Here is a 20,092-nt window from a genome sequence, read left to right as displayed (position 1 = left end):
TCGAAAGGTGGACATCATGAACACACGTCTCTGGATCGCTGCATTCGCAGCCACTTCGGTCATGACGATTGCAGGCTGCGCGAGCGGCCCTAACCAGAACCTCGGGACTGGTGTGGGCGCTGTCGGCGGCGCGCTGGTGGGTCACGCCATCGGCGGCAACACTGCAAGCACGGTGGGTGGCGCGGCCATCGGCGGCATCATCGGCAACCAGGTCGGCCGCAATGCCGACGAACGCAACTACTACAACCAGCAGCGCTATCCGCAAGGCAGCGGCTACTACCCGAGCAACGGCCCGAACTACTGAGATACGGCCTGAACGAAAAAGCGCGCCAGTGGCGCGCTTTTTTGCTGGTTGATCGGCCAGGCAGTCGTCAGGCCTGCGAGGCCTGCGCCTCGCGTGCCTTCTCGGCCTTCGAGGCGCGCCATGCGCCGAAGATCGCGAGCAACCCCGGCACGAAGATCAGCGCCCAGATGATCTTGTCGAGATGCTGGCGCACGAACGGCAGATTGCCGAAGAAGTAACCCGCTGTTGCAATGCCCAGCACCCAGATCAGCCCGCCGACCACGTTGAACATGGTGAACTTCGCGCGGCTCATCTCGGCCACGCCGGCCACGAATGGCGCAAAGGTGCGAATGAACGGCATGAAGCGCGCAAGAATGATCGTGATGCCGCCGTAGCGCTCGTAGAAGCCGTGGGCCTGGTCGAAGGCCTTGCGGTTGAAGAAGCGCGAGTTCTCCCACTGGAACACCTTCGGCCCGAAGTAGCGGCCGATCGAATAGTTGCACTGGTCGCCCAGAATGGCCGCCGCAATCAGGACCCCGCAGGCGAGCGGGAAATTCATGAGCCCCGCACCGCACAGTGCGCCAACGATGAAGAGCAGCGAATCCCCGGGCAGGAACGGCATCACCACCGCACCGGTCTCGACGAAGACGATGAGGAACAGCAAGGCATAGACCCAGGGGCCATAGGCAATGACAAAGGCCTCGAGGTGTTTGTCGACGTGAAGGATGAAGTCGACGAGAAAGCTGATGATTTCCATGGCCGCGGATTATCCTTGTTGAAACCGAACGCCCTGTGAATCACCCCATGCTGCACATACGCGCTGCCACCGACGCAGACTGGCCGGCCATCTGGTCCGTGCTCGAACCCACCTTCCGCCGCGGCGACACCTACACCTTCGCGACCGACGTCACCGAAGCCGAGGCTCGTCATGCGTGGATGAACCTGCCCGCGGCCACCTTCGTGGCCTGCGACGCGCAGGGCGCGGTGCTCGGCACCTACGTCATCAAGGCCAACCAGCCCGGGCACGGCTCGCACGTGAGCAACTGCGGCTACGTGGTGTCCGAGGCCGCGCGCGGCCTGGGCGTGGCCTCGGCGCTGTGCGAACACTCGCAGCAGGAGGCCGTGCGCATGGGCTTTCGGGCGATGCAGTTCAACTTCGTGGTGTCCACCAACGAAGGCGCGGTGCGCCTCTGGCGCAAGCTGGGCTTTGCCATCGTCGGCACACTGCCCGGCGCGTTCAGGCATCCGCAGCATGGCTTCGTGGATGCCTTCGTCATGTTCAAGCAACTGCAGCAGCCATAAGACTTACTTACCCCACCCGGAGAAACTCACGATGACAGGCCAGTACATCCAGATGAAAGCCGCTGATGGCAGCGGCACCTTCCGCGGCTACCTCGCCCTGCCCGAAGCCGGCAGCGGCCCGGGCCTGGTGATCGCGCAGGAAATCTTCGGCATCAACCACACGATGCGCGAGGTGGCCGACTACTACGCCGAGGAGGGCTACGTGGTGCTCGTGCCTGACCTGTTCTGGCGCCAGGAGCCGAACGTGGAGCTGGGTTACTCGCCAGACGACTGGCAACGCGCCTTCGCGCTCTACGGCGGCTTCGACGAGGCCAAGGGTATGGAGGACATGCAGGCCTCGATCAGCGCATTGCGCCAGCGCCCCGAAGTGCAGGACGCCAAAGTAGGCGTGCTCGGCTTCTGCCTGGGCGGCAAGCTGGCCTACCTGGCGGCCTGCCGCACCGATGCGGACGTTGCCGTCGGCTACTACGGCGTGGGCATCGACGCCGCGCTCGACGAGGCCGACAAGATCAAGCGCCCGCTCACGCTGCACATCGCAGAGCTCGACAAGTTCTGCCCACCCGAGGCGCGCGAACGCATCGTCGCCACGCTCCGGGGCCGGCCCGGCGTTTCGCTGTATGTGTATCCCGGCATGGACCACGCCTTCGCACGCGCCGGCGGCGAACACTTCCACAAGCCCTCGGCGCTGATGGCGCACGAGCGCAGCATCGCCACGCTGAAGGACGCCATCGGCCCGCACTACGACCTCTCGGCGCTGTGGGACAAGCACTGCGAATACGAGTTCGCCACCCGCAACGTCGACGACACCATGTCGACCATGGTGGCCGAGCCGTACGTCAACCACATCCCGACCATGACCGGCGGCGTGGGCTACAAGGCGCTGCACGCGTTCTATACGAACCACTTCGTCAACAGCAATCCGCCCGACACCTCGCTGGTGCCGATCTCGCGCACGGTGGGCGCCACGCAGGTGGTCGACGAGATGCTGTTCTGCTTCACGCACACCACCGAAATCCCGTGGATGCTCCCGGGTGTTGCGCCCACGGGCAAGCGCGTGGAAGTGCCACTGCTCGCGGTCATCAAGTTCCGCGGCGACAAGCTCTATCACGAGCATATCTACTGGGATCAGGCCAGCGTGCTGGTGCAGGTGGGCCTGCTCGATGCGAAGCTGCTACCGGTGGCGGGGATCGAGACGGCGCGCAAGCTGCTGGACGAGACGCTGCCGTCGAACACCCTGATGCCGCGCTGAAAACGACACGGCTTTTAGAATGCCCCGGTGAGCGCCCTCCCCACTTCCATCACCCCCACCGAACGCCGCCCGATCCGCGAACTCCCCGACGAACTGATCAGCCAGATCGCTGCCGGTGAAGTCGTCGAGCGCCCCGCATCGGTGGTGCGCGAGTTGCTGGACAACGCGCTCGACGCGGGCGCCAGCCAGATCACGGTGCGGCTGGCCTCGGGTGGCGTGCGGCTGATCTCGGTGGAAGACGACGGCCTGGGCATTCCGCGCGAGGAACTCACGGTGGCCCTGCGCCGCCATGCAACCAGCAAGATCGCCAGCCTCGACGACCTCGAAACGGTCGGCACGATGGGCTTTCGCGGCGAGGCGCTGGCCGCCATCAATGCGATCGCCGAACTCAGCATTCTTTCGCGCTTCACCGGCTCCGACACGGCCTTCGCGCTCGACGGACGCACCGGCGAGCTGCGGCCGGTGGCCCGCTCCACCGGCACCACAGTCGAGGTGCGCGAACTGTTCTTTGCAACACCCGCGCGCCGCAAGTTTCTGAAGACCGACGCCACCGAGCTGGCCCATTGCATCGAGGCGGTGCGCCGCCATGCGCTGGCACGGCCCGAGGTGGGCTTTTCGGTGTGGCATGACGGCAAATTGGTCGAGCAGTGGCGCGCCGCCACCACGCGCGAGCAGCGGCTGGCCGATGCGCTGAGCGACGAGTTCGTGGCGCAGAGCGTGGCCGTCTATCGCGAAGGCGGCCCGGTGCGCGTGGTCGGCCGCGCCGGCATTCCGGATGCGGCGCGCTCGCGCGGCGACCAGCAGTTCTTCTACGTCAATGGCCGCTTCGTGCGCGACAAGGTGCTGTCGCACGCGGTGCGCAGCGCATACGAAGACGTGCTGCACGGCCAGCGCCAGCCGATTTACGCGCTGTACCTGGAGATCGATCCGGCGCGGGTCGACGTGAACGTGCACCCGACCAAGATCGAGGTGCGCTTTCGCGACGGGCGCGAGGTGCACCAGGCGGTGCGCCATGCCATCGAGGACGCGTTGGCGGCCCCGCGTGCCGGTGATGCAGTCGCGCCAGCGGGTGCGGCACCGCAGCCATTTTTCAAGCAGACCCCGCTGCCGTCGAACGCCAGCTGGGCTCAGCCCGCCATCAATTTCACATCGCAGGAGCGCGGCGCCGGCGATTTCGAGGCGATGTGGCCCCGGCGCAGCGAGCAGCCGGCGCAGCATGCGGCGGAATCGACCGCATCGTCTCTTTGGCCCCAGGCCAGTGCGGCGGCGGCAACGTTCCAGGCCCCTGTCGGGCTGCCCGTGGCCGCGGCAAACACAGAGGCTGCCGCCCTCGCCACCAACGAACAAGCCTGGCCGCTGGGCCGCGCGCTGGCCCAGCTGCAGGGCATCTACATCCTGGCCGAGAACAGCCAGGGCCTCGTGATCGTCGACATGCACGCGGCGCACGAGCGCATCGTCTACGAGCGGCTCAAGACGCAGCTCGACGGTGCGTCCATCAGCAGCCAGCCGCTGCTGATTCCGGCCACTTTCGCGGCCACGCCGCAGGAAGTGGCCACGGCCGAGGCCTGCGCCGAGGTGCTGCCGACGCTGGGCCTGGAAATAACTCCCTTCTCGGCACGCACGCTAGCGGTGCGCGCCGTGCCCGGAACGCTGGCCGACGGCGATCCGGTGGAACTGGCGCGCAGCGTCCTGGCCGAACTGGGCCAGCACGACGCGAGCACGGTGGTTCAGCGCGCCCAGAACGAATTGCTGTCCACAATGGCCTGCCACGGGGCGGTGCGGGCCAACCGCAAGCTCACCATCGACGAGATGAACGCACTGTTACGTCAGATGGAAGCAACAGAACGTTCGGACCAGTGCAACCACGGCCGGCCGACCTGGCGCCAGCTGTCGGTTCGCGAGCTGGATTCGCTGTTCATGCGCGGCCGATAGGGCAAATCGGCGCTTTAAGCCTTTTTTCTAGGGTTTTCCGCAGTCATCGGGATTGCGGGCACGCACGTTGCATAGGCTCGGTAAAGCGCCTGTGAGCGTTGTTTCGGGGGGTTACCAAGGTGCAGTGTCGGCGCACCAAGGTGAAAGCAGGTGAACTTTTCCGCCGACTTCGCTGTCCCTCAACCCCATGATGAAACGCTGGACCCTCCTCGCGTCTGTCCTCTCGCTTTGTGCCCTGCTGGCAGCCGGTTGCTCGACGCTCGACGAACAGCAACGCGAATGGATCTTCCAGCCCAGCGACCGCAGCTGGGGCAACACCGCCTCCATGACCCAGGGCATGGAAGACGTGTGGATCGATTTCCAGTCTTCCCTCACCGGTGAGCCCGCTCGCCTGCACGGCCTGTGGCTGGGCGGCGCGCCCGAAACCACCGACACCCCCGTGATGCTGTACCTGCACGGTGCCCGCTACAACGTGGCCGGCTCGGCGCCGCGCATCCAGCGCATGCACGAACTGGGCTTCTCGGTGCTGGCCATCGACTACCGCGGCTTCGGCAAGAGCTCCAAGGGCCTGCCCTCGGAAGAGTCGGCCCGCGAAGACGCCCGCGCCGCCTGGACCTGGCTGGCCGCGCGCCACCCCAAACAGCACCGCTACATCTTCGGTCACTCGCTCGGCGGCGCCATCGGCATCGACCTGGCGGCGCATGTGAACGACGAGAGCGGCACCATCGTCGAGAGCACCTTCACCTCGATCGCCGACGTGGTCAGCGGCTTCAAGTGGGGCTGGCTGCCCTTCGGCCCGTTCATCACGCAGCGATTCGAAGCGATCAACACGGTCAAGGACATCGGCTCGCCGCTGCTGGTGGTGCATGGCACGGCCGACAGCCTCATCAACCCGACGCTGGGCCGCAAGCTGTATGACGCGGCCACCGTGCCCAAGCTGTTCGTGCTGGTCGAGGGTGGTTCGCACCACAACACCAATTCGATCGGCGAGGCGCAGTACCGCGCGGCGCTGACGCAGCTGTTCCGCATGAAGCCGGAGAGCATGGTTGCCAGCAATGGCGGCGCGGCGAACCGGCCGCAGCCACGGCTTGCACCGCCTTCCGCCGCGCTGGCGCCGCAGGATGTGCGCGGCGAGGTTCGCGCGCCGGCACCGGCCGCCATCTAGGTTTCGTCCGCGCCCGCCGTCAAGCCAGGTTGAAGGGCAGCTGGCGCAAGGGCTTGCCCGTCAACCGTGCAATGGCGTTGGCGAACGCAGGCGCCAGTGGAGGCAGGCCGGGCTCGCCCATGCCGGTGGGCGCATCGGCGCTGGGCACGATGTGGATATCGAACTCCGGCATGTTGGTGATTCGGGCTACGGTGAAATCGCCGAAGTTGCTCTGCTGCACGACGCCGTCCTTCAACGTGATCGCACCGCCGGACAGGCACGTCGACAGCCCCATCACCGCCGCGCCCTGCACTTGCGCCTCCACACTGCGCGGGTTGACCGCCAGGTTGCAGTGCACGCCGCTGGTGACGCGATGCAGCACCGGCTGGCCGTCCTTCACCGAAGCTTCCACCACATAGGCCACCACGGAGTCGAATGACTCGTGCACGGCTACGCCCCAGGCACGACCGTCCGGCAGCTGCTTCTTGCCGTAGCCGCTCTTGTCCACGGCCAGTTGCAGCGCAGCGCGGTGGCGTGGGTGCTTGTCTGCGAAGAGCTGCATCCGATAGGCCACCGGGTCCTGCTTCGTGCTGCGGGCGATCTCGTCGATCAGGGTCTCCATCACGAAGGCGGTGTGGGTGGAACCCACGCTGCGCCACCACAGCACAGGCACGTTGACCTGGGGGTGATGCACGGTCAGGCGCATCGACAGCGGGTACGGATCGCGCATGCCCTCCGTGGCCGTGGCGTCGATGCCGTCCTTCACCTGGAATTGCCCGAACACCGTGCCAGTGGTGATCGACTGGCCGACGATGACGTGGTCCCACGCCAGGATCCTGCCGCGCTCGTCGAAGCCGATGCGTGCGTGGTGCAGATGCATGGGGCGGTAGTAGCCGCCCTTGATGTCGTCCTCGCGGCTCCACAGCAGGCGCACCGGCGCGTCGAAGCCGGCGGCACGCGCGGCCTTGGCGATCTCGCAGGCCTCGACCACGAAGTCGCTGGTGCCCACGAAACGCCGGCCGAAGCCGCCGCCCGCCATCTGCACATGCACCGTCACCTGCTCGGGCTTGAGGCCCAGCACGCGCGCGGCGGCGGCAGCGTCCAGCCCGGCGCATTGAGTGCCGACCCACAGCTCGGCGCGCCCGTTCGACAGCTTGACGGTGCAGTTCAGCGGCTCCATGGGTGCGTGAGCGAGATAGGGGAAGACGAACTCGGCTTCCAGTTGGCGAGGCGCGGTGGCCAGCGGTGCCATGTCGGCGTCGAACTTGCGTGAGCCTGGGCGGCCGGCCAACTCGCGGTACTGCGCCAGTTGCTTTTCGGTGTCCACCTTCTCGACGGAGGCCGTGTCCCACTGCAGCTTCAGCGCGTCGCGGCCCAGCTTGGCGGGCCAGTAGCCATCGGCCACCACGGCTACGCCTTCGGCGCCGCGGTCCAGCGGCACGCGCAGCACGGCCTTCACGCCCTTGACGGCGCGCGCCGCGCTGTCGTCCACCGAGGCCAGGCGAGCGCCGAACACCGGCGGATGCGCCACGACTGCCGTGAGTTGGCCCGGATGCCGCACGTCGATGCCGAAGTCCTGGCGCCCGCTGCTCTTGGCGCGCGCGTCCAGGCGCGTGGTCGGACGGCCGATGATCCGGAAGTCCTTGGGATTCTTCAGCGTGACCTTCTCCGGCACCGGCAGGGCCATGGCAGCTTCAGCCAACTCTCCGTAGCCCAGCTTGCGGCCGCCCGGGCCGAGCACCATGCCGGCCTGCGTGCGCAGCGTGGCCACATCGGCCTTCCAGCGCGCCGCTGCCGCCGACAGCAGCATGGCCCGGGCACGGGCACCCAGTTCGCGGTACTGCGTGAAGCTGTTCTTGATCGAGTGGGAGCCGCCGGTCATGTTGATGCCGAAGAGCGGGTCGACGTAGGCGGCGTCGTTCGAGCCATTGCGGCTGCGCACCAGGGCCCAGTCCGCGTCGAGTTCCTCGGCCAGGATCATTGGCAAGCCGGTCTGCACACCCTGGCCGAATTCCAGCCGGTTGATGGTCACCGTGACTTCGCCGTTGGAAGCGATCTGCACGAAGGCCGATGGCTGCTGCGTCGGCTTGAGCGCGCCAGTCGCCTGCGCCGCACCGTCGGCCTGCGCCATGGCCAGGTGAGGAAAGGCGCCGAGCGCGAGGCCGCCAGCCCCGGCCATCTTCAGGAAGCTGCGGCGAGGCAGCGTGGCAGCTTCGCCGGTCAGACCTTGGGTCATCAGGCGCTGCATGGCGCGCGGCAGTTCGCGGTAGTCGATGTTGGGCAGCATGGCGGCTCCTTCAAGCGAGGGTCTTGGCCGCATCGGCCACGGCGGCGCGAATGCGGGCGTAGGTGCCGCAGCGACAGATGTTGCCGACCATGGCCGAATCGATCTCCTCCGCGCTGGGCTGCTTGCCTCGCGGCAGCGATTTGAGAAAGGCCGTCGCGCTCATGATCTGGCCGCTCTGGCAGTAGCCGCATTGCGCCACGTCGTGCTTGACCCATGCGGTGTGCACGGCTGCGCCGACCCGATCGCTGCCGCTGGTCGTTGCTTCGATGGTGGTGATCTTCTTGCCCTCGGCGGCCGAGATGGGTGTGATGCACGAACGGATGGCCTGGTCGTCCAGATGCACGGTGCAGGCGCCGCACAGCGCCGCGCCGCAGCCGAACTTGGTGCCGGTCATGCCCAGCGTGTCGCGCAAGGCCCAGAGGATGGGAGTGCCGGGGTCGGCGTCGACCGTGTGTTCACGGCCGTTGATGTGGAGCGCGCTCATGTTCGGTTCTTCCTAGGTAGGTTGGATCTGATTCACTTGGCGCCGTCGAGCAGCCATTGCGCGAGCGACTGCACGTCGGCATCGGGGATCTGGGTTTGCGGCGGCATCGGCATCGGGCCCCACTTTCCCGAGCTGCCGGCCTTGATGCTTGCAGCCAGCTGCGCGGCAGTTCCCTTTCCTTCGCCGTACCTTGCCCCGATGTCTTTCCAGGACGGACCCACCACTTTGGCTGTGGCCTGGTGGCATGCGACGCACGCGTACTTCTGCGCCAGCGCCTGGCTGGCCACTGCGCGTGCCGGCCACGCGACGACGCTCACGCCAATACCCAGCGCCACGACGAGGGAAGCGGCAAAGGAACGCTGGACAGCTGCGGTGCGATCGTTGGTCATTGCTGTCCCCGGTCGTCGTGGGCAAGAGACGTGGACAGGCCGCGATGGGCGCCCGCCTGCGCAAGCAGCGCGTTGGCCTTGGCCTCGAAGGTCTGCACGGCATCGGCACCTGCGGCGAACCGGGCCGGCGGCTCTTCGAGCGCGGCAAGCCGCACGATGGCGTCGGCGAGCTTGGCGGGGTCGCCGCCCTGCTTGCCGCTCATGCTGCTCCAGGCGGCAACGGTCTCCCTGGTGCGCTCCGCGTAGTCGTCGATGTTCGGCTCGGCGAAAGTGGTCGAACCGGCGGTGAGCAGCTCGGTGCGAAAGAAGCCCGGCTCCACCAGCATGGTGCGTATGCCGAAGGGGGCAAGCTCAGGGGCAAGCGACTCCATCCATCCTTCGACGCCAAACTTTGCCGCGGCATAGGCAGTGCAGAACATTCCGCCGGCAATCCCCGCAGTCGAAGAGATGGTGAGCAACAGGCCCGAGCGCTGCTTCCGCATCATCGGCAGCACGGCGCGGGTGACGTTCATCGGGCCGAACAGCAGCGTCTCGATCTGGTTGCGGACCTGCTCGGGGCTCAGCTCCTCGAAGAAGCCGGCGTAGAAGTTGCCCGCGTTGTTGACCAGGACGTCGATGCGCCCGAACTTCGCGATGGCGGCCTCCACTGCTGCCTGTGCGTCGTCGAGGCGGGTAACGTCGAGCTTGACGCTCAACAGGTCTGCATGGGGGCCGATGGCCGCAGCCACCTTCGCGGGGTCGCGGCCAGTGGCCACGACGGCGTGGCCTGCGGCCAGCGCTGCCCTGGCGATGTCGACGCCCAGGCCCCGGCCTGCGCCGGTGATGAACCAGGTTTTCTTGTCGGTCATGGGAATGTTCCTTTCGGTTGGTGCCAGTGTCTGCCCAGGAACCGTCGACCCGTTTGCCGAAAGCGCGCGTGTTCTTGCCTGAAACGATGAGACTGCGCCAGAAATGCGGACCGAGCGAAATGCGCGAGCTAGACTTTGCCGGAGCACCCCGAAAGGATTCAAATGGAAGCGCCGCAGCTGACGCAGCAAAGCGAATCGGCCGTCCTGAGCGGCTTGGCCAAAGCGGTCGGAAGCGTTGTCAAAAATGACGGCGACTTCATCACCGCCATTCCCGAACTCTCGCTCCACCGTCGCAGCGCCACGACCGAGCCTGTTCATTGCATCTATGGCTTTGGTGTGGGCATCACTGTCAGTGGGCAGAAGCGGGTTGCGCTCGGCGAGGAATTCTTCGACTACGCCGCTGGGCAATCGCTGCTGACCACGGCTGACCTTCCCGTCGTGGCGCATGTCACCCAGGCCAGTGCCGCGCGGCCTTTTCTGGGCATCATGCTCAAGCTCGACTCTCGCGCCATCGTGCAGGCGGCAGCCGAGATGGCGTTGCCCCAACCGACAAAGGACTACAGCTATCGAGCCATGTCGCTCGGCGATCTCGATCCGACACTGCTCGGCACGGTGACGCGGCTCGTCGAGCTGCTGGCCGAGCCCAAACTGATTCCGCAGATCGCTCCACTGCTTCAGCAGGAAATCGCCGTTCGCCTGCTCGCCGGGCGCCATGGCCAGCAGTTGCAGCGCCTCGTGGCAGTCGGCTCTCCAGGCCAGCAGGTGGCGCAGAGCATGGCCTGGCTCAAGATGAATTTCACGCAGCCTGTGCTGGCGGACGAACTGGCCGCTTCCGTGCATATGAGTCCATCGACGTTCCGGCAGCACTTTCGTGCCGTGGCGGGCATGAGCCCCATGCAATACCTGAAGCAGCTGCGCCTGCAAGAGGCCCGGCAACTGATGCTGAACCAGGGCATCGATGCCGGCACCGCGGGAGTGCGCGTGGGATACGAAAGCGCCTCGCAGTTCAGCCGCGAATACGCCCGTCTGTTTGGAGCGCCGCCGCTGCGCGACATCAAGCGGATGCGGGAAACGACCTGAGCAAGACCCGCGCTGCAGACCGGCGCGCGCCATTTGCTACCCTCGGCGCATCATGTTTCCCAGCTCCGCACCGGCCGCCGAGGCCGCTCCCCCGGCATCGCCCGCCGCTGCGCGTTCCGGTCCGCCGCGCTACGTGGCGCTTGCCGGCCCCACCGCTTCGGGCAAGACGGCCGCCGCATTGGCGCTGGCGCGGCTGCAGCCGGTCGAAATCATCAGCGTCGACTCGGCACTGGTCTACCGCGGCATGGACATCGGCACCGCCAAGCCCACGGCCGCCGAGCAGGCTGCCGCGCCGCATCACCTGATCGACATCCTCGATGCGCGCGACAGCTACAGCGCGGCCGCCTTCGTGGCCGATGCCACGCGGCTCATCGGCGAGATTCGCGCACGCGGCGCGCTGCCGCTGCTGGTGGGCGGCACCATGCTGTATTTCAAGGCGCTGTTCGACGGCATAGACGCCATGCCCGCAGCCGACGCCGCGGTGCGCGCGCGCATCGATGCCGATGCCGCCACGCTCGGCTGGCCCGCCATGCACGCGCGGCTCGCGCAGGTCGACCCGGTCACGGCCGCACGGCTGGCGCCGCAGGACAGCCAGCGCATCCAGCGCGCGCTCGAAGTGTGGGAAAGCAGCGGCCAGCCGCTGTCGAGCTTTCATGCGAGCGACAACAAGACTGCCAGTGCGGTCGAAGGCGGCGTGCTGTTCTCGCTCGAACCGACCGACCGCGCCTGGCTGCACGCGCGCATTGCCGAGCGCTTCGATGCGATGCTGGCAGCCGGCTTCCTCGACGAAGTACGCGCACTGCGCACGCGCGGCGACCTGTCGACCGACCTGCCCTCGATGCGCTGCGTCGGCTACCGGCAGGCTTGGGAAACGCTCGACGCCTGCGGCGACGCCGCGCCCGACGCCAAAGCCATCGCCGATCTGCGCGAACGCGGCATTGCCGCCACGCGCCAGCTTGCCAAGCGGCAGATCACCTGGCTGCGCAGCATGCCGCAACGCACCGTGATCGCCTGCGACGCCCCCGACGCGGTGCAGACCGCCGTTCAACTGATCGCCAAGACCACTCAATCCGGATGACACTGCGCATTTCCAACCTCGGCAAGCACTACGGCGATGCGCCTGTCTTCGAGAACGTGACGCTGGGCGTCGAGCCCGGCGAATTCGTCGCCATCGTGGGCGAATCGGGCGTCGGCAAGTCGACGCTGCTCAACTGCATGGCCGGCCTCGACAGCTGGGACCAGGGCACGGTGACGCACGACGGCACCGACATCGGCGCGCTCGACGGCGAAGCCTGCGCGCTCTGGCGGCGGCGCCACGTGGGCTTTGTGTTCCAGGCCTTCCATGTGCTGCCGCACCTCGACGTGGCGCAGAACGTATCGCTGCCACTGATGCTGCTGGGCCAGCAGAAGGACAACGACGGCCGCGTCGCCCACATGCTCGAAGCGGTGGGCCTGCCCGGCATGGGCGCGCGGCTGCCGCAGACGCTGTCGGGCGGCCAGTTGCAGCGCGTGGCGATTGCGCGTGCACTGGTGCACCGCCCCGCCCTGCTGCTGGCCGACGAGCCCACGGGCAATCTCGACCCGACCACCGCCACGAAGGTGATGGAACTGCTGATCGGGCAGACCCGCGAGCATGGTGCGTCGCTGGTGCTGGTGACGCACTCGGAGAGCGCGGCCGCCCGCGCGGACCGCCTGCTGCATCTGCGCGCCGACGGCATCGCCACCTGAGACTTCCTGGCTACGCCCAATGCCATCGCCAAGTCCGGCAAAAGTTGGCAGAAACAGAGCCGGATTTTTGAACCTCCAAGACGGGTGCTCATAGCATTCGACGGCCCGTAGCCAAGCCACCTGCGAACACACCGACGCCTGCAGTTCATCTGCTTCAAAGGCATGGTGGTCCCGCGTGCTCAGCCAATTCATAAAACGGCTTTGCAATGCAATCAGGGGATCACTCATGCTCGACAGAAGAAACTTCGTTCTAGGCACGCTCGCTTCATCGGCGCTAGTCGCCTGTGGCGGGGGCAACGACACCGCTGCCAACCAATGTTCATCAGCGCCGGCCGCCTGTGGTGGCGGCAACAGCGGCAGCAGCAATAGCGCCGCTGTCAACCGATACCGCCAGGCCAATTTGCTGGCCAGCCACACCCGCTACGGCGCTTCCTTCACGGAGCCGGAATTCATCAACGGCTGGGGCATCGCCATCCGCCCGGCCGGTGCCGGCGGCCATTTCTGGGTTGGCGGCGGTGGCATCTCCTGGCAATACCTCGGCGACGTCACGCGTTCGGCCGACCCGGCATTGCGCGCACTGCACCAAGACGGCCTGCGCGAAGTGACCGTACCGGGCTCGGATGCCAGCACGAGCGACGACAGCGCAGGCAAGGTCACCGGCGTCGTGTTCAACGGCGCGGCCCTGACTTCGGACCTGTTCCGGGTGCAAGGCCAGCCGGCCGGCGAGCGCACGCTGGACGGTTCGGCGCGCTTCGTCTTCGTCACCGACAGCGGTAGCGTCAGCGCCTGGACCGAGCGCGATGCAGACAGCGGCGCCATCGTGCGCATGGACGGCCCGGCCGTGGAGGTCTTCAACGGTGCCGATCAGGGCATGGCCTTCTTCGGCGCCGCCATCCACACCGGCCGCTGGGACCGGCTGTGGCTGGCCGACCTCGGCGCGCAACCGCAGATACGCACACTGGACGCGCAGTGGCAGTTGGTGCCGACGCAGGGCTTCGCCAACCCCTTCGCGAGCGGACCGGCAGGCGCGGCACGGCCGGGCGACCCAGTGCCTTTCAACATCCAGGTGGTGAACGACGGAACCCGGGACCGGGTGTTCGTGCTGTATGCGATCAGCCAGGCCGGCCCAGCCGAAGCGCATGCCTTCCACGCCGGCGAGGAAGATGCGCTGGATGCCGCGGCCGAAGCCGCAACGGGCAATCGCCCCTCGCGCGGCAGGCTCGCCGAATTCGATCTGGATGGTCGTCTGCTGCGCGTCTATGCGGATGACGGCCGGCTCAACGCGCCCTGGGGCGTGGCCATTGCGCCCGCTGACTTCGGCGCGCTGTCGGGCTTGCTGCTGGTCGGCAATTTCGGCGGGGCGGGCCGCATCTGCGCTTTCGATCCGGCCAGCGGCCAGTATGTGGACGACTTGCGCGATGCGCAGGACTGGCCCGTGTCCATCGCCGGCCTCTGGGGCCTGCAGTTCGGCAATGGCGTGGCGCTCGGCGACAGCAATGCGCTGTACTTCGCGGCCGGGCCGCAGGACGAAACCGAAGGGCTCTTCGGTTCGCTGCGCACGGCCTGAAGCCTTATGTCTGCGGCGCGAGGAAGGTCGCGTAGCGCGACAGGTCGACGTTGCCGCCGCTGATCACGATGCCCACGCGCTTGCCGGCAATCGCCTTGCCCGCAGCAATCGCACCCGCGAAGGCGAGGCAGCCTGTCGGCTCCACCACCATCTTCATGCGCTCGGCAAAGAAGCGCATCGCATCGACGAGCTGCTCGTCGGTAACGGTGAAGATGTCGTCCACGTCGCGGCGGATGATGCCGAAGGTGTACTCGCCCAGATGCTGCGTCTGCGCGCCATCGGCAATGGTCTTCGGCGTTTCGATGTGCACGATCTTCCCCGCGCGAAACGACTGCTGGCCATCGTTGCCCGCTTCGGGCTCCACGCCGTAGACCTTGCAATCAGGCGCCAGCGCACGCGCCGACAGCGCCGAGCCCGACAGCAACCCGCCGCCGCCCAGGCACACGAACAGGTGGTCGAGCGGGCCTGTTTCCTCGATCAGCTCCTTCACCGCCGTGCCCTGCCCCGTCAGCACGTCGGGGTGGTCGTAGGGCGGAATCATCGTCATGCCGCGCTCCTGCGCCAGCTTCTTGGTGAGCGCCTCGCGGTCTTCGGTGAAGCGGTCGTACATCACCACTTCGGCGCCGTAGCCCTTGGTGGCGGCGACCTTGGCGGCTGGTGCGTCTTTCGGCATCACGATCACGGCCGGCATCGACAGCAGGCGCGCCGACAGCGCAATGGCCTGCGCATGGTTGCCCGATGAAAACGCAATCACGCCGCCCTTGCGCTGCGTGGCATCGAACTTCGACAGCGCATTGAACGCACCGCGGAACTTGAACGCACCCATGCGCTGGAAGTTCTCGCACTTGAAGAAGAACTCGGCGCCCCAGCGCTCGTTGGCGGTGGTGGAACGCAGCACCGGCGTGCGGTGGGCGTGGCCTTCGAGCCGCTCGGCCGCGGCGATGACGTCGTCGTAGGTAGGTAGTTGCATGTGTCCGAGCTTAGCGGCGGCTTGCAAATTTTTGCAGCCCCGATGGGTAAAAACCCGGGATACGCGTCGGCCGTGAACTCCGTACTCTGTATACAGAGTTCAAAGAAAGCCGCCCATGCCAGCCCAGCTCGTCAGCATCGAAGCCGCCCCCGACCTCGTCGACCAGGTCTACCGCGCCCTGCTCGGCGCCATCAGCAGCGGCACGCTCGCGCCCGGCGAGCGCATCACGCAGGAAGACATCGCGCAGCGCCTCTCGGTGTCGCGCCAGCCCGTGCTGCAGGCGCTGCGGCTGCTGAAGAAAGACGGCTTCGTGCTCGACGCACCTGGCCGTGGCGTACTGGTCGCGCCGCTGGAAGCCGAAGCGATGCGCAAGGTCTACCAGGTGCGCGGCGCGCTCGACGTGCTGGCCGCTCGGCTGGCGGCACAGCAGCGTTTTCGCATCGATCCGAAACTCATCGAGCGCGGCCGGCGCGCAGCGCGCGGGCGCAATGTCGAAGCCATGATCGACGCCGACGTGGCCTTTCACCAGGCCATCTACGAGGCATCTGGCAACCCGCTGATCGGCCAGAGCGCCGATCCGCACTGGCGCCACCTGCGTCGTGCCATGGGCGCGGTACTGCAGGCCGAGCCGCAGCGCGAATCGCTGTGGGACGAGCACGAGGCGATTGCCGCGGCCATTGCCGCCGGCAATGTCGAGCGCGCCTCGCGCCTGAGCGAAGAACACGTCTCGCGGGCCAGCGAGGCACTGAGCGAACGGCTCGCGCAGCAACTGGCGCGAGCCGCATCCGTCATTCCCACGAAAAAAGGAGACAAGGCATGAAGCTGACCCCCGAGCAACGCGCGCAGTTCGAGCGCGACGGCTATCTGTTCTTCCCCGGCCACTTCTCGGCCGAAGAGACGAAGGTGCTGACCGACGCGGTGCCCGATCTCTACAGCAGGCGCGAGGCCTTCAACGTGCGCGAGAAAGGCTCCGACGCCGTGCGCACGAACTTCGCCGCGCACCTCATCAGCGAGCCCTTTGCGCGGCTGGCGCGCCACCCGCGCATGGTCGGCCCGGTGACCGATCTCTTCGAGGAAGAGGTCTACATGCACCAGTTCAAGATCAACGGCAAGATGGCCTTCGAAGGCGACGTGTGGCAGTGGCACCAGGACTACGGCACCTGGCTCAACGACGACCTGATGCCCACCGAGCGCGCGATGAACGTCGCGATCTTTCTCGACGAGGTGACCGAGCACAACGGCCCGCTGATGTTCATTCCGGGCAGCCACCGCAAGGGCGTGGTCGATGCGAAGCATGACCTCACGACCACCAGCTACCCGCTGTGGACCGTGGACAACGACCTGATCCGCCAACTGGTCGATCGCGCGGGCGGCAAGCACGGCGGCATCGTCTCGCCCAAGGGACCGGCCGGTTCGATGATCCTGTTCCACAGCTGCCTGGTGCATGCCTCGGGCAGCAATCTGTCGCCCTTCAACCGCGTGGCGGTGTACCTGAGCCTGTGCGCGGTCAGCAACCACATCCGGCGCCACAAGCGGCCCGAGTACATCGCGCACCGCGACTTCACGCCCATCGAGATGCTGCCCGACGACTGCCTGCTGAAGCCGTACCCGGTCGATGTGCCGTGGAAAAACGGCCTGCCCGAGAGCGCACTGCGCACCTCGCTCGACGTGCTCGACACCGCGGAGGCCTGACCCCATGAGCCTGCACGCCCGCCTGCAACAACGTGCCGCCGAAGGCCGCCCCATCCGCATCGGCCTGATCGGCGCCGGCAAGTTCGGCTCGATGTACCTCGCACAGATTCCACGCACGCCCGGCGTGCAGCTGGTGGCAATTGCTGATCTTTCGCCTGACGCTGCCCGCGTCAACCTCGAACGCGTGGGCTGGCAGCCCGAGCGCGCCGCGGCTGGCTCGGTGCAAGAGGCGCTGAAGCACGGCACCACCTGGATCACCGACGACTGGCAGGCCGTGACGCGCGAGCCTTCCATCGACATCGTGGTCGAGTGCACCGGCAACCCCATCGCCGCGGTCGACCACTGCCTCGACGCCTTCGCGCACGGCAAGCACGTGGTCAACGTGACGGTGGAGGCCGACGCCTTCTGCGGCCCGCTGCTTGCGCACAGGGCGCAGCAGGCCGGCGTGATCTATTCGCTGGCCTTCGGCGACCAGCCCGCGCTGATCTGCGACTTGGTCGACTGGGCGCGCACCTGCGGCTTTCCGGTGGTGGCGGCCGGGCGCGGCCACAAGTGGCTGCCGCACTTCACCGAATCGACGCCCGAGACGGTGTGGGGCAACTACGGCCTCACGCCCGAGCAGGCAAAACGCGGCGGGCTCAACCCGAAGATGTTCAACAGCTTTCTCGACGGCTCCAAGCCGTCGATAGAAAGCTCGGCGGTGGCCAACGCCACCGGGCTCACGGTGCCTTCGGACGGCCTGCTCTATCCGCCCGCGAGCGTGGAAGACATTCCCTTCGTCACGCGGCCGAAAAGCGAAGGCGGCGTGCTCGAACGCAAGGGCATGGTCGAGGTGGTGTCATCGCTCGAAGCCGATGGCCGGAAGATTCCCTACGACATCCGCATGGGCGTGTGGGTCACGGTAGAGGCCGAGACCGACTACATCAAGAACTGCTTCGAGGAATACAACGCCCACACCGACCCGAGCGGGCGCTACTTCACGCTCTACAAGCGCTGGCACCTGATCGGCCTGGAGGTCAGCATGTCGGTGGCGAGCGTGGCGTTGCGCGGCGAGCCCACCGGCGTGGCCATCTGCTGGAACGCCGACGTGGTCGCCACCGCCAAGCGCGACCTCGCGGCGGGCGAGATGCTCGACGGCGAAGGCGGCTACACAGTCTGGGGCAAGCTGCTGCCGGCCGAGCGCTCGCTGCGCCTGGGCGGCCTGCCGCTCGGGCTGGCGCACAACGTCAAGCTGGTGCGCCCGGTGAAGAAGGGCCAGAGCCTGAGCTGGGCCGACGTGGCGATCGACACGACGACTGCCGCCTACAGGCTTCGCAACGAAATGGAAACCATGTTCGCACCCTCCATCAGGGCCAGGGCGGCATGACGGCCTAGGGCATAGGTGGTGCAACCGTTGCGCCAAACGGCAATCGCATAAAAAATAATCTGCTCGACACAAACCCCGTGTCGAAATGACCGCCGGCGGGCCGTCATTGTGGTGAGCGATCTTGCTCAACAGCCTTTTCCTTGACGGAGAGACACCATGCAGTACATGTTGATGTTCTATCAGCCCGCGGCCGAATTCGAACAGCGCGACAACGCGTCCTCGCAGGCCTACCGGGCCAGCTGGGTCGCGTATGCCGACGCCGTGCGCCAGGCCGGCATCTCGCTCGGCGGCCACGGCCTCTTCCCGCCCATGACCGGCACCACGCTGCGCGTGCGCGGCGACAAGCGCCAGGTGCAGGACGGCCCCTTCGCCGACACCAAGGAGCAGCTCGGCGGCTACTTCGTGGTCGACGTGCCCGACATCGACGCCGCGCTCGAGTGGGCGGCGCGCGCGCCCTGCGCGACCAGTGGCGGGGTCGAGATACGGCCTGTGTTCATGGCGACCGCCGTAGCGGCATGAGCGACCCGGCGGCTCACCGGGCCGCCGAACGGGCGGCGCGCGATTCGTACGGGCGGCTGCTGGCCATCCTGTCGGCGCGCACGCACGACATCGCCGCGTCGGAAGACGCACTGGCCGACGCCTTCGCGCGGGCGCTCGAGCGCTGGCCGTCCGACGGCATTCCCGTGCAGCCCGATGCCTGGCTGCTGAGCGTGGCCCGGCACCGCAAGCTCGACGCCTGGCGCCACACCCGTGTGCAGGACGCGGCCACGCAGAGCCTGCTGCTGCTGGCCGGCGAGGTCGACGAAGGCACCACCGACGGCGCGGCCGTGCCCGACGAGCGACTGCGCCTGCTCTTCGTGTGCGCGCACCCGGCCATCGACGCGCCGGCGCGCGCGCCGCTCATGCTGCAGACCGTGCTCGGCCTCGACGCGGCACGCATGGCCGGCGCCTTTCTCACCGCGCCAGCCACGCTCGGCCAGCGGCTGGTTCGCGCCAAGGCCCGCATCCGCGCAGCCGGCATTCCATTCGAATACCCGCAGGCGCGCGACCTGCCGCAGCGGCTGCAGGACGTGCTCGACGGCATCTACGCCGCCTACGGCACCGGCTGGGACGACGTGGACGGCGCCGACGCCCTGCCCCGCGGCCTCACGGCCGAGGCCATCGACCTCTGCCGCATCCTGTGCGGCCTGATGCCGAACGAGCCCGAGCCGCTGGGCCTGCTCGCGCTGATGCTGTTCTGCGAAAGCCGCGCCGCGGCCCGTCGCAGCGAGACCGGCGCGTACGTGCCGCTCGACCAGCAAGACCCGCTGCGTTGGGACCCGGACCTGCTCGCGGAGGCCGAACGTTGTCTGCGGCTGGCATCGGACATGAAATCTCTCGGTGCATACCAGCTTGAAGCGGCCATCCAGTCGGCCCATTGCGAACGCCGCGTGGGCGCGCCGGTCGCGCCCGAAGTGCTGGTGTCGCTGTACGAAGGCCTGCTGGCGCTGCGGCCCAGCATCGGTGCCCAGGTCAGCCGGGCCTGCGCGCTGGCGAACGCGCGCGGCCCCGAAATCGGTCTGCGGGCGCTCGAAGCCATTCCCGCGCTGGAGGTAGCGAACTACCAGCCGTTCTGGGCGGCGCGTGCGCACCTGCTCGCGGCCGGCGGCGCACGTTCCGCCTCGCGGCAAGCCTATGACCGCGCCATCGGCCTGAGCGCCAGCGCGGCGGTTCGCGCGTACCTGCATGCGATGTCGGATCGGCTCTGAGCAAACGGCTTTTCGGTGAATCC

At 67.4% G+C, this 20,092-nt stretch carries 20 protein-coding genes; 14 read left to right on the top strand and 6 right to left on the bottom strand.

Annotation, left to right across the window (positions count from 1 at the left end):
* Nucleotides 1-16: 16 nt before the first annotated feature.
* Nucleotides 17-304 (top strand): YMGG-like glycine zipper-containing protein, encoded by a 288-nt coding sequence (locus ACZYSP_RS29825; RefSeq protein ID WP_093057920.1) that lies wholly within the window; start codon nt 17-19, stop codon nt 302-304.
* Between the two features lie 67 nt (nt 305-371).
* Here ACZYSP_RS29825 and ACZYSP_RS29820 read toward each other — a convergent pair whose 3' ends face one another.
* A complete protein-coding gene (locus ACZYSP_RS29820; protein ID WP_093057801.1) occupies nt 372-1,040 on the bottom strand; it encodes a DedA family protein in 669 nt (222 codons plus the stop codon).
* 47 nt (nt 1,041-1,087) lie between these two features.
* On the opposite strand from ACZYSP_RS29820, the gene ACZYSP_RS29815 reads away from it, so the two are divergent.
* The 4 genes from ACZYSP_RS29815 (at nt 1,088) to ACZYSP_RS29800 (ending at nt 5,931) form a co-directional block, all read left to right on the top strand.
* Nucleotides 1,088-1,585, top strand: coding sequence for a GNAT family N-acetyltransferase (locus ACZYSP_RS29815; RefSeq protein WP_093057802.1), 498 nt, complete (start codon nt 1,088-1,090; stop codon nt 1,583-1,585).
* A gap of 31 nt (nt 1,586-1,616) precedes the next feature.
* A complete protein-coding gene (locus tag ACZYSP_RS29810) occupies nt 1,617-2,834 on the top strand; it encodes a dienelactone hydrolase family protein (RefSeq protein ID WP_489018070.1) in 1,218 nt (405 codons plus the stop codon).
* A gap of 27 nt (nt 2,835-2,861) precedes the next feature.
* Complete coding sequence (gene mutL, locus ACZYSP_RS29805) at nt 2,862-4,766, top strand: DNA mismatch repair endonuclease MutL (protein ID WP_093057804.1); 1,905 nt, start codon at nt 2,862-2,864, stop codon at nt 4,764-4,766.
* Between the two features lie 187 nt (nt 4,767-4,953).
* Complete coding sequence (locus tag ACZYSP_RS29800) at nt 4,954-5,931, top strand: alpha/beta hydrolase (protein WP_093079998.1); 978 nt, start codon at nt 4,954-4,956, stop codon at nt 5,929-5,931.
* 19 nt (nt 5,932-5,950) lie between these two features.
* On the opposite strand, the gene ACZYSP_RS29795 is transcribed toward ACZYSP_RS29800, so the two are convergent.
* Genes ACZYSP_RS29795 through ACZYSP_RS29780 form a run of 4 tightly spaced genes read right to left on the bottom strand, consistent with a single transcriptional unit; the run spans nt 5,951 to nt 9,918 of the window.
* Nucleotides 5,951-8,197 (bottom strand): xanthine dehydrogenase family protein molybdopterin-binding subunit, encoded by a 2,247-nt coding sequence (locus tag ACZYSP_RS29795; protein WP_489018067.1) that lies wholly within the window; start codon nt 8,195-8,197, stop codon nt 5,951-5,953.
* 10 nt (nt 8,198-8,207) lie between these two features.
* Entirely contained in the window at nt 8,208-8,681 is a 474-nt protein-coding gene (locus tag ACZYSP_RS29790; RefSeq protein ID WP_440533976.1) for a (2Fe-2S)-binding protein, read from the bottom strand.
* A gap of 32 nt (nt 8,682-8,713) precedes the next feature.
* On the bottom strand, nt 8,714-9,070 hold the full coding sequence (locus ACZYSP_RS29785; RefSeq protein WP_143047766.1) for a c-type cytochrome: 357 nt from the start codon (nt 9,068-9,070) through the stop codon (nt 8,714-8,716).
* Nucleotides 9,067-9,918: an SDR family oxidoreductase gene (locus tag ACZYSP_RS29780; RefSeq protein ID WP_489018065.1), complete on the bottom strand. Its 852-nt coding sequence runs from the start codon at nt 9,916-9,918 to the stop codon at nt 9,067-9,069. The genes ACZYSP_RS29785 and ACZYSP_RS29780 overlap by 4 nt, the downstream gene beginning before the upstream one ends.
* A gap of 162 nt (nt 9,919-10,080) precedes the next feature.
* On the opposite strand from ACZYSP_RS29780, the gene ACZYSP_RS29775 reads away from it, so the two are divergent.
* From ACZYSP_RS29775 to ACZYSP_RS29760, 4 genes are all read left to right on the top strand, one after another.
* Entirely contained in the window at nt 10,081-10,998 is a 918-nt protein-coding gene (locus ACZYSP_RS29775; protein ID WP_093177610.1) for an AraC family transcriptional regulator, read from the top strand.
* 52 nt (nt 10,999-11,050) lie between these two features.
* Complete coding sequence (gene miaA, locus ACZYSP_RS29770) at nt 11,051-12,076, top strand: tRNA (adenosine(37)-N6)-dimethylallyltransferase MiaA (RefSeq protein ID WP_489018062.1); 1,026 nt, start codon at nt 11,051-11,053, stop codon at nt 12,074-12,076.
* Entirely contained in the window at nt 12,073-12,726 is a 654-nt protein-coding gene (locus ACZYSP_RS29765; RefSeq protein WP_489018060.1) for an ABC transporter ATP-binding protein, read from the top strand. Before miaA ends, ACZYSP_RS29765 begins: the two co-directional genes overlap by 4 nt.
* A 226-nt stretch (nt 12,727-12,952) precedes the next feature.
* On the top strand, nt 12,953-14,293 hold the full coding sequence (locus tag ACZYSP_RS29760) for a TIGR03118 family protein (protein WP_489018058.1): 1,341 nt from the start codon (nt 12,953-12,955) through the stop codon (nt 14,291-14,293).
* A 4-nt stretch (nt 14,294-14,297) separates the two neighbouring features.
* On the opposite strand, the gene ACZYSP_RS29755 is transcribed toward ACZYSP_RS29760, so the two are convergent.
* A complete protein-coding gene (locus ACZYSP_RS29755; protein WP_489018056.1) occupies nt 14,298-15,263 on the bottom strand; it encodes a threo-3-hydroxy-L-aspartate ammonia-lyase in 966 nt (321 codons plus the stop codon).
* 115 nt (nt 15,264-15,378) lie between these two features.
* On the opposite strand from ACZYSP_RS29755, the gene ACZYSP_RS29750 reads away from it, so the two are divergent.
* The 5 genes from ACZYSP_RS29750 to ACZYSP_RS29730 all read left to right on the top strand — a co-directional run bounded on the left by ACZYSP_RS29750 (nt 15,379) and on the right by ACZYSP_RS29730 (nt 20,069).
* Nucleotides 15,379-16,083 (top strand): GntR family transcriptional regulator, encoded by a 705-nt coding sequence (locus ACZYSP_RS29750; RefSeq protein WP_489018054.1) that lies wholly within the window; start codon nt 15,379-15,381, stop codon nt 16,081-16,083.
* A complete protein-coding gene (locus ACZYSP_RS29745) occupies nt 16,080-16,955 on the top strand; it encodes a phytanoyl-CoA dioxygenase family protein (protein ID WP_093079974.1) in 876 nt (291 codons plus the stop codon). Before ACZYSP_RS29750 ends, ACZYSP_RS29745 begins: the two co-directional genes overlap by 4 nt.
* Before the next feature lie 4 nt (nt 16,956-16,959).
* Entirely contained in the window at nt 16,960-18,321 is a 1,362-nt protein-coding gene (locus tag ACZYSP_RS29740) for an NAD(P)H-dependent oxidoreductase (RefSeq protein ID WP_489018052.1), read from the top strand.
* 156 nt (nt 18,322-18,477) lie between these two features.
* Nucleotides 18,478-18,840 carry a YciI family protein gene (locus ACZYSP_RS29735; RefSeq protein ID WP_093057816.1) on the top strand — a complete coding sequence of 121 codons (363 nt, stop codon included), beginning with the start codon at nt 18,478-18,480 and terminating at the stop codon, nt 18,838-18,840.
* Nucleotides 18,837-20,069 (top strand): RNA polymerase sigma factor, encoded by a 1,233-nt coding sequence (locus ACZYSP_RS29730; protein WP_489018050.1) that lies wholly within the window; start codon nt 18,837-18,839, stop codon nt 20,067-20,069. Before ACZYSP_RS29735 ends, ACZYSP_RS29730 begins: the two co-directional genes overlap by 4 nt.
* Nucleotides 20,070-20,092 lie beyond the last annotated feature (23 nt).

This window comes from Variovorax sp. F042 (genome assembly GCF_057814215.1).
This window is presented reverse-complemented; position numbering and strand designations above follow the sequence as displayed.

Coding starts and splice junctions, on each gene's coding strand:
- ACZYSP_RS29785 (WP_143047766.1), bottom strand. CDS start 9,070: ATGACCAACGATCGCACCGCAGCTGTCCAGCGTTCCTTTGCCGCTTCC.
- ACZYSP_RS29740 (WP_489018052.1), top strand. CDS start 16,960: ATGAGCCTGCACGCCCGCCTGCAACAACGTGCCGCCGAAGGCCGCCCC.
- ACZYSP_RS29775 (WP_093177610.1), top strand. CDS start 10,081: ATGGAAGCGCCGCAGCTGACGCAGCAAAGCGAATCGGCCGTCCTGAGC.
- ACZYSP_RS29730 (WP_489018050.1), top strand. CDS start 18,837: ATGAGCGACCCGGCGGCTCACCGGGCCGCCGAACGGGCGGCGCGCGAT.
- ACZYSP_RS29815 (WP_093057802.1), top strand. CDS start 1,088: ATGCTGCACATACGCGCTGCCACCGACGCAGACTGGCCGGCCATCTGG.
- ACZYSP_RS29760 (WP_489018058.1), top strand. CDS start 12,953: ATGCTCGACAGAAGAAACTTCGTTCTAGGCACGCTCGCTTCATCGGCG.
- ACZYSP_RS29810 (WP_489018070.1), top strand. CDS start 1,617: ATGACAGGCCAGTACATCCAGATGAAAGCCGCTGATGGCAGCGGCACC.
- ACZYSP_RS29820 (WP_093057801.1), bottom strand. CDS start 1,040: ATGGAAATCATCAGCTTTCTCGTCGACTTCATCCTTCACGTCGACAAA.
- ACZYSP_RS29795 (WP_489018067.1), bottom strand. CDS start 8,197: ATGCTGCCCAACATCGACTACCGCGAACTGCCGCGCGCCATGCAGCGC.
- ACZYSP_RS29755 (WP_489018056.1), bottom strand. CDS start 15,263: ATGCAACTACCTACCTACGACGACGTCATCGCCGCGGCCGAGCGGCTC.
- ACZYSP_RS29825 (WP_093057920.1), top strand. CDS start 17: ATGAACACACGTCTCTGGATCGCTGCATTCGCAGCCACTTCGGTCATG.
- ACZYSP_RS29790 (WP_440533976.1), bottom strand. CDS start 8,681: ATGAGCGCGCTCCACATCAACGGCCGTGAACACACGGTCGACGCCGAC.
- ACZYSP_RS29745 (WP_093079974.1), top strand. CDS start 16,080: ATGAAGCTGACCCCCGAGCAACGCGCGCAGTTCGAGCGCGACGGCTAT.
- ACZYSP_RS29800 (WP_093079998.1), top strand. CDS start 4,954: ATGATGAAACGCTGGACCCTCCTCGCGTCTGTCCTCTCGCTTTGTGCC.
- ACZYSP_RS29780 (WP_489018065.1), bottom strand. CDS start 9,918: ATGACCGACAAGAAAACCTGGTTCATCACCGGCGCAGGCCGGGGCCTG.
- ACZYSP_RS29765 (WP_489018060.1), top strand. CDS start 12,073: ATGACACTGCGCATTTCCAACCTCGGCAAGCACTACGGCGATGCGCCT.
- ACZYSP_RS29750 (WP_489018054.1), top strand. CDS start 15,379: ATGCCAGCCCAGCTCGTCAGCATCGAAGCCGCCCCCGACCTCGTCGAC.
- ACZYSP_RS29735 (WP_093057816.1), top strand. CDS start 18,478: ATGCAGTACATGTTGATGTTCTATCAGCCCGCGGCCGAATTCGAACAG.
- miaA (WP_489018062.1), top strand. CDS start 11,051: ATGTTTCCCAGCTCCGCACCGGCCGCCGAGGCCGCTCCCCCGGCATCG.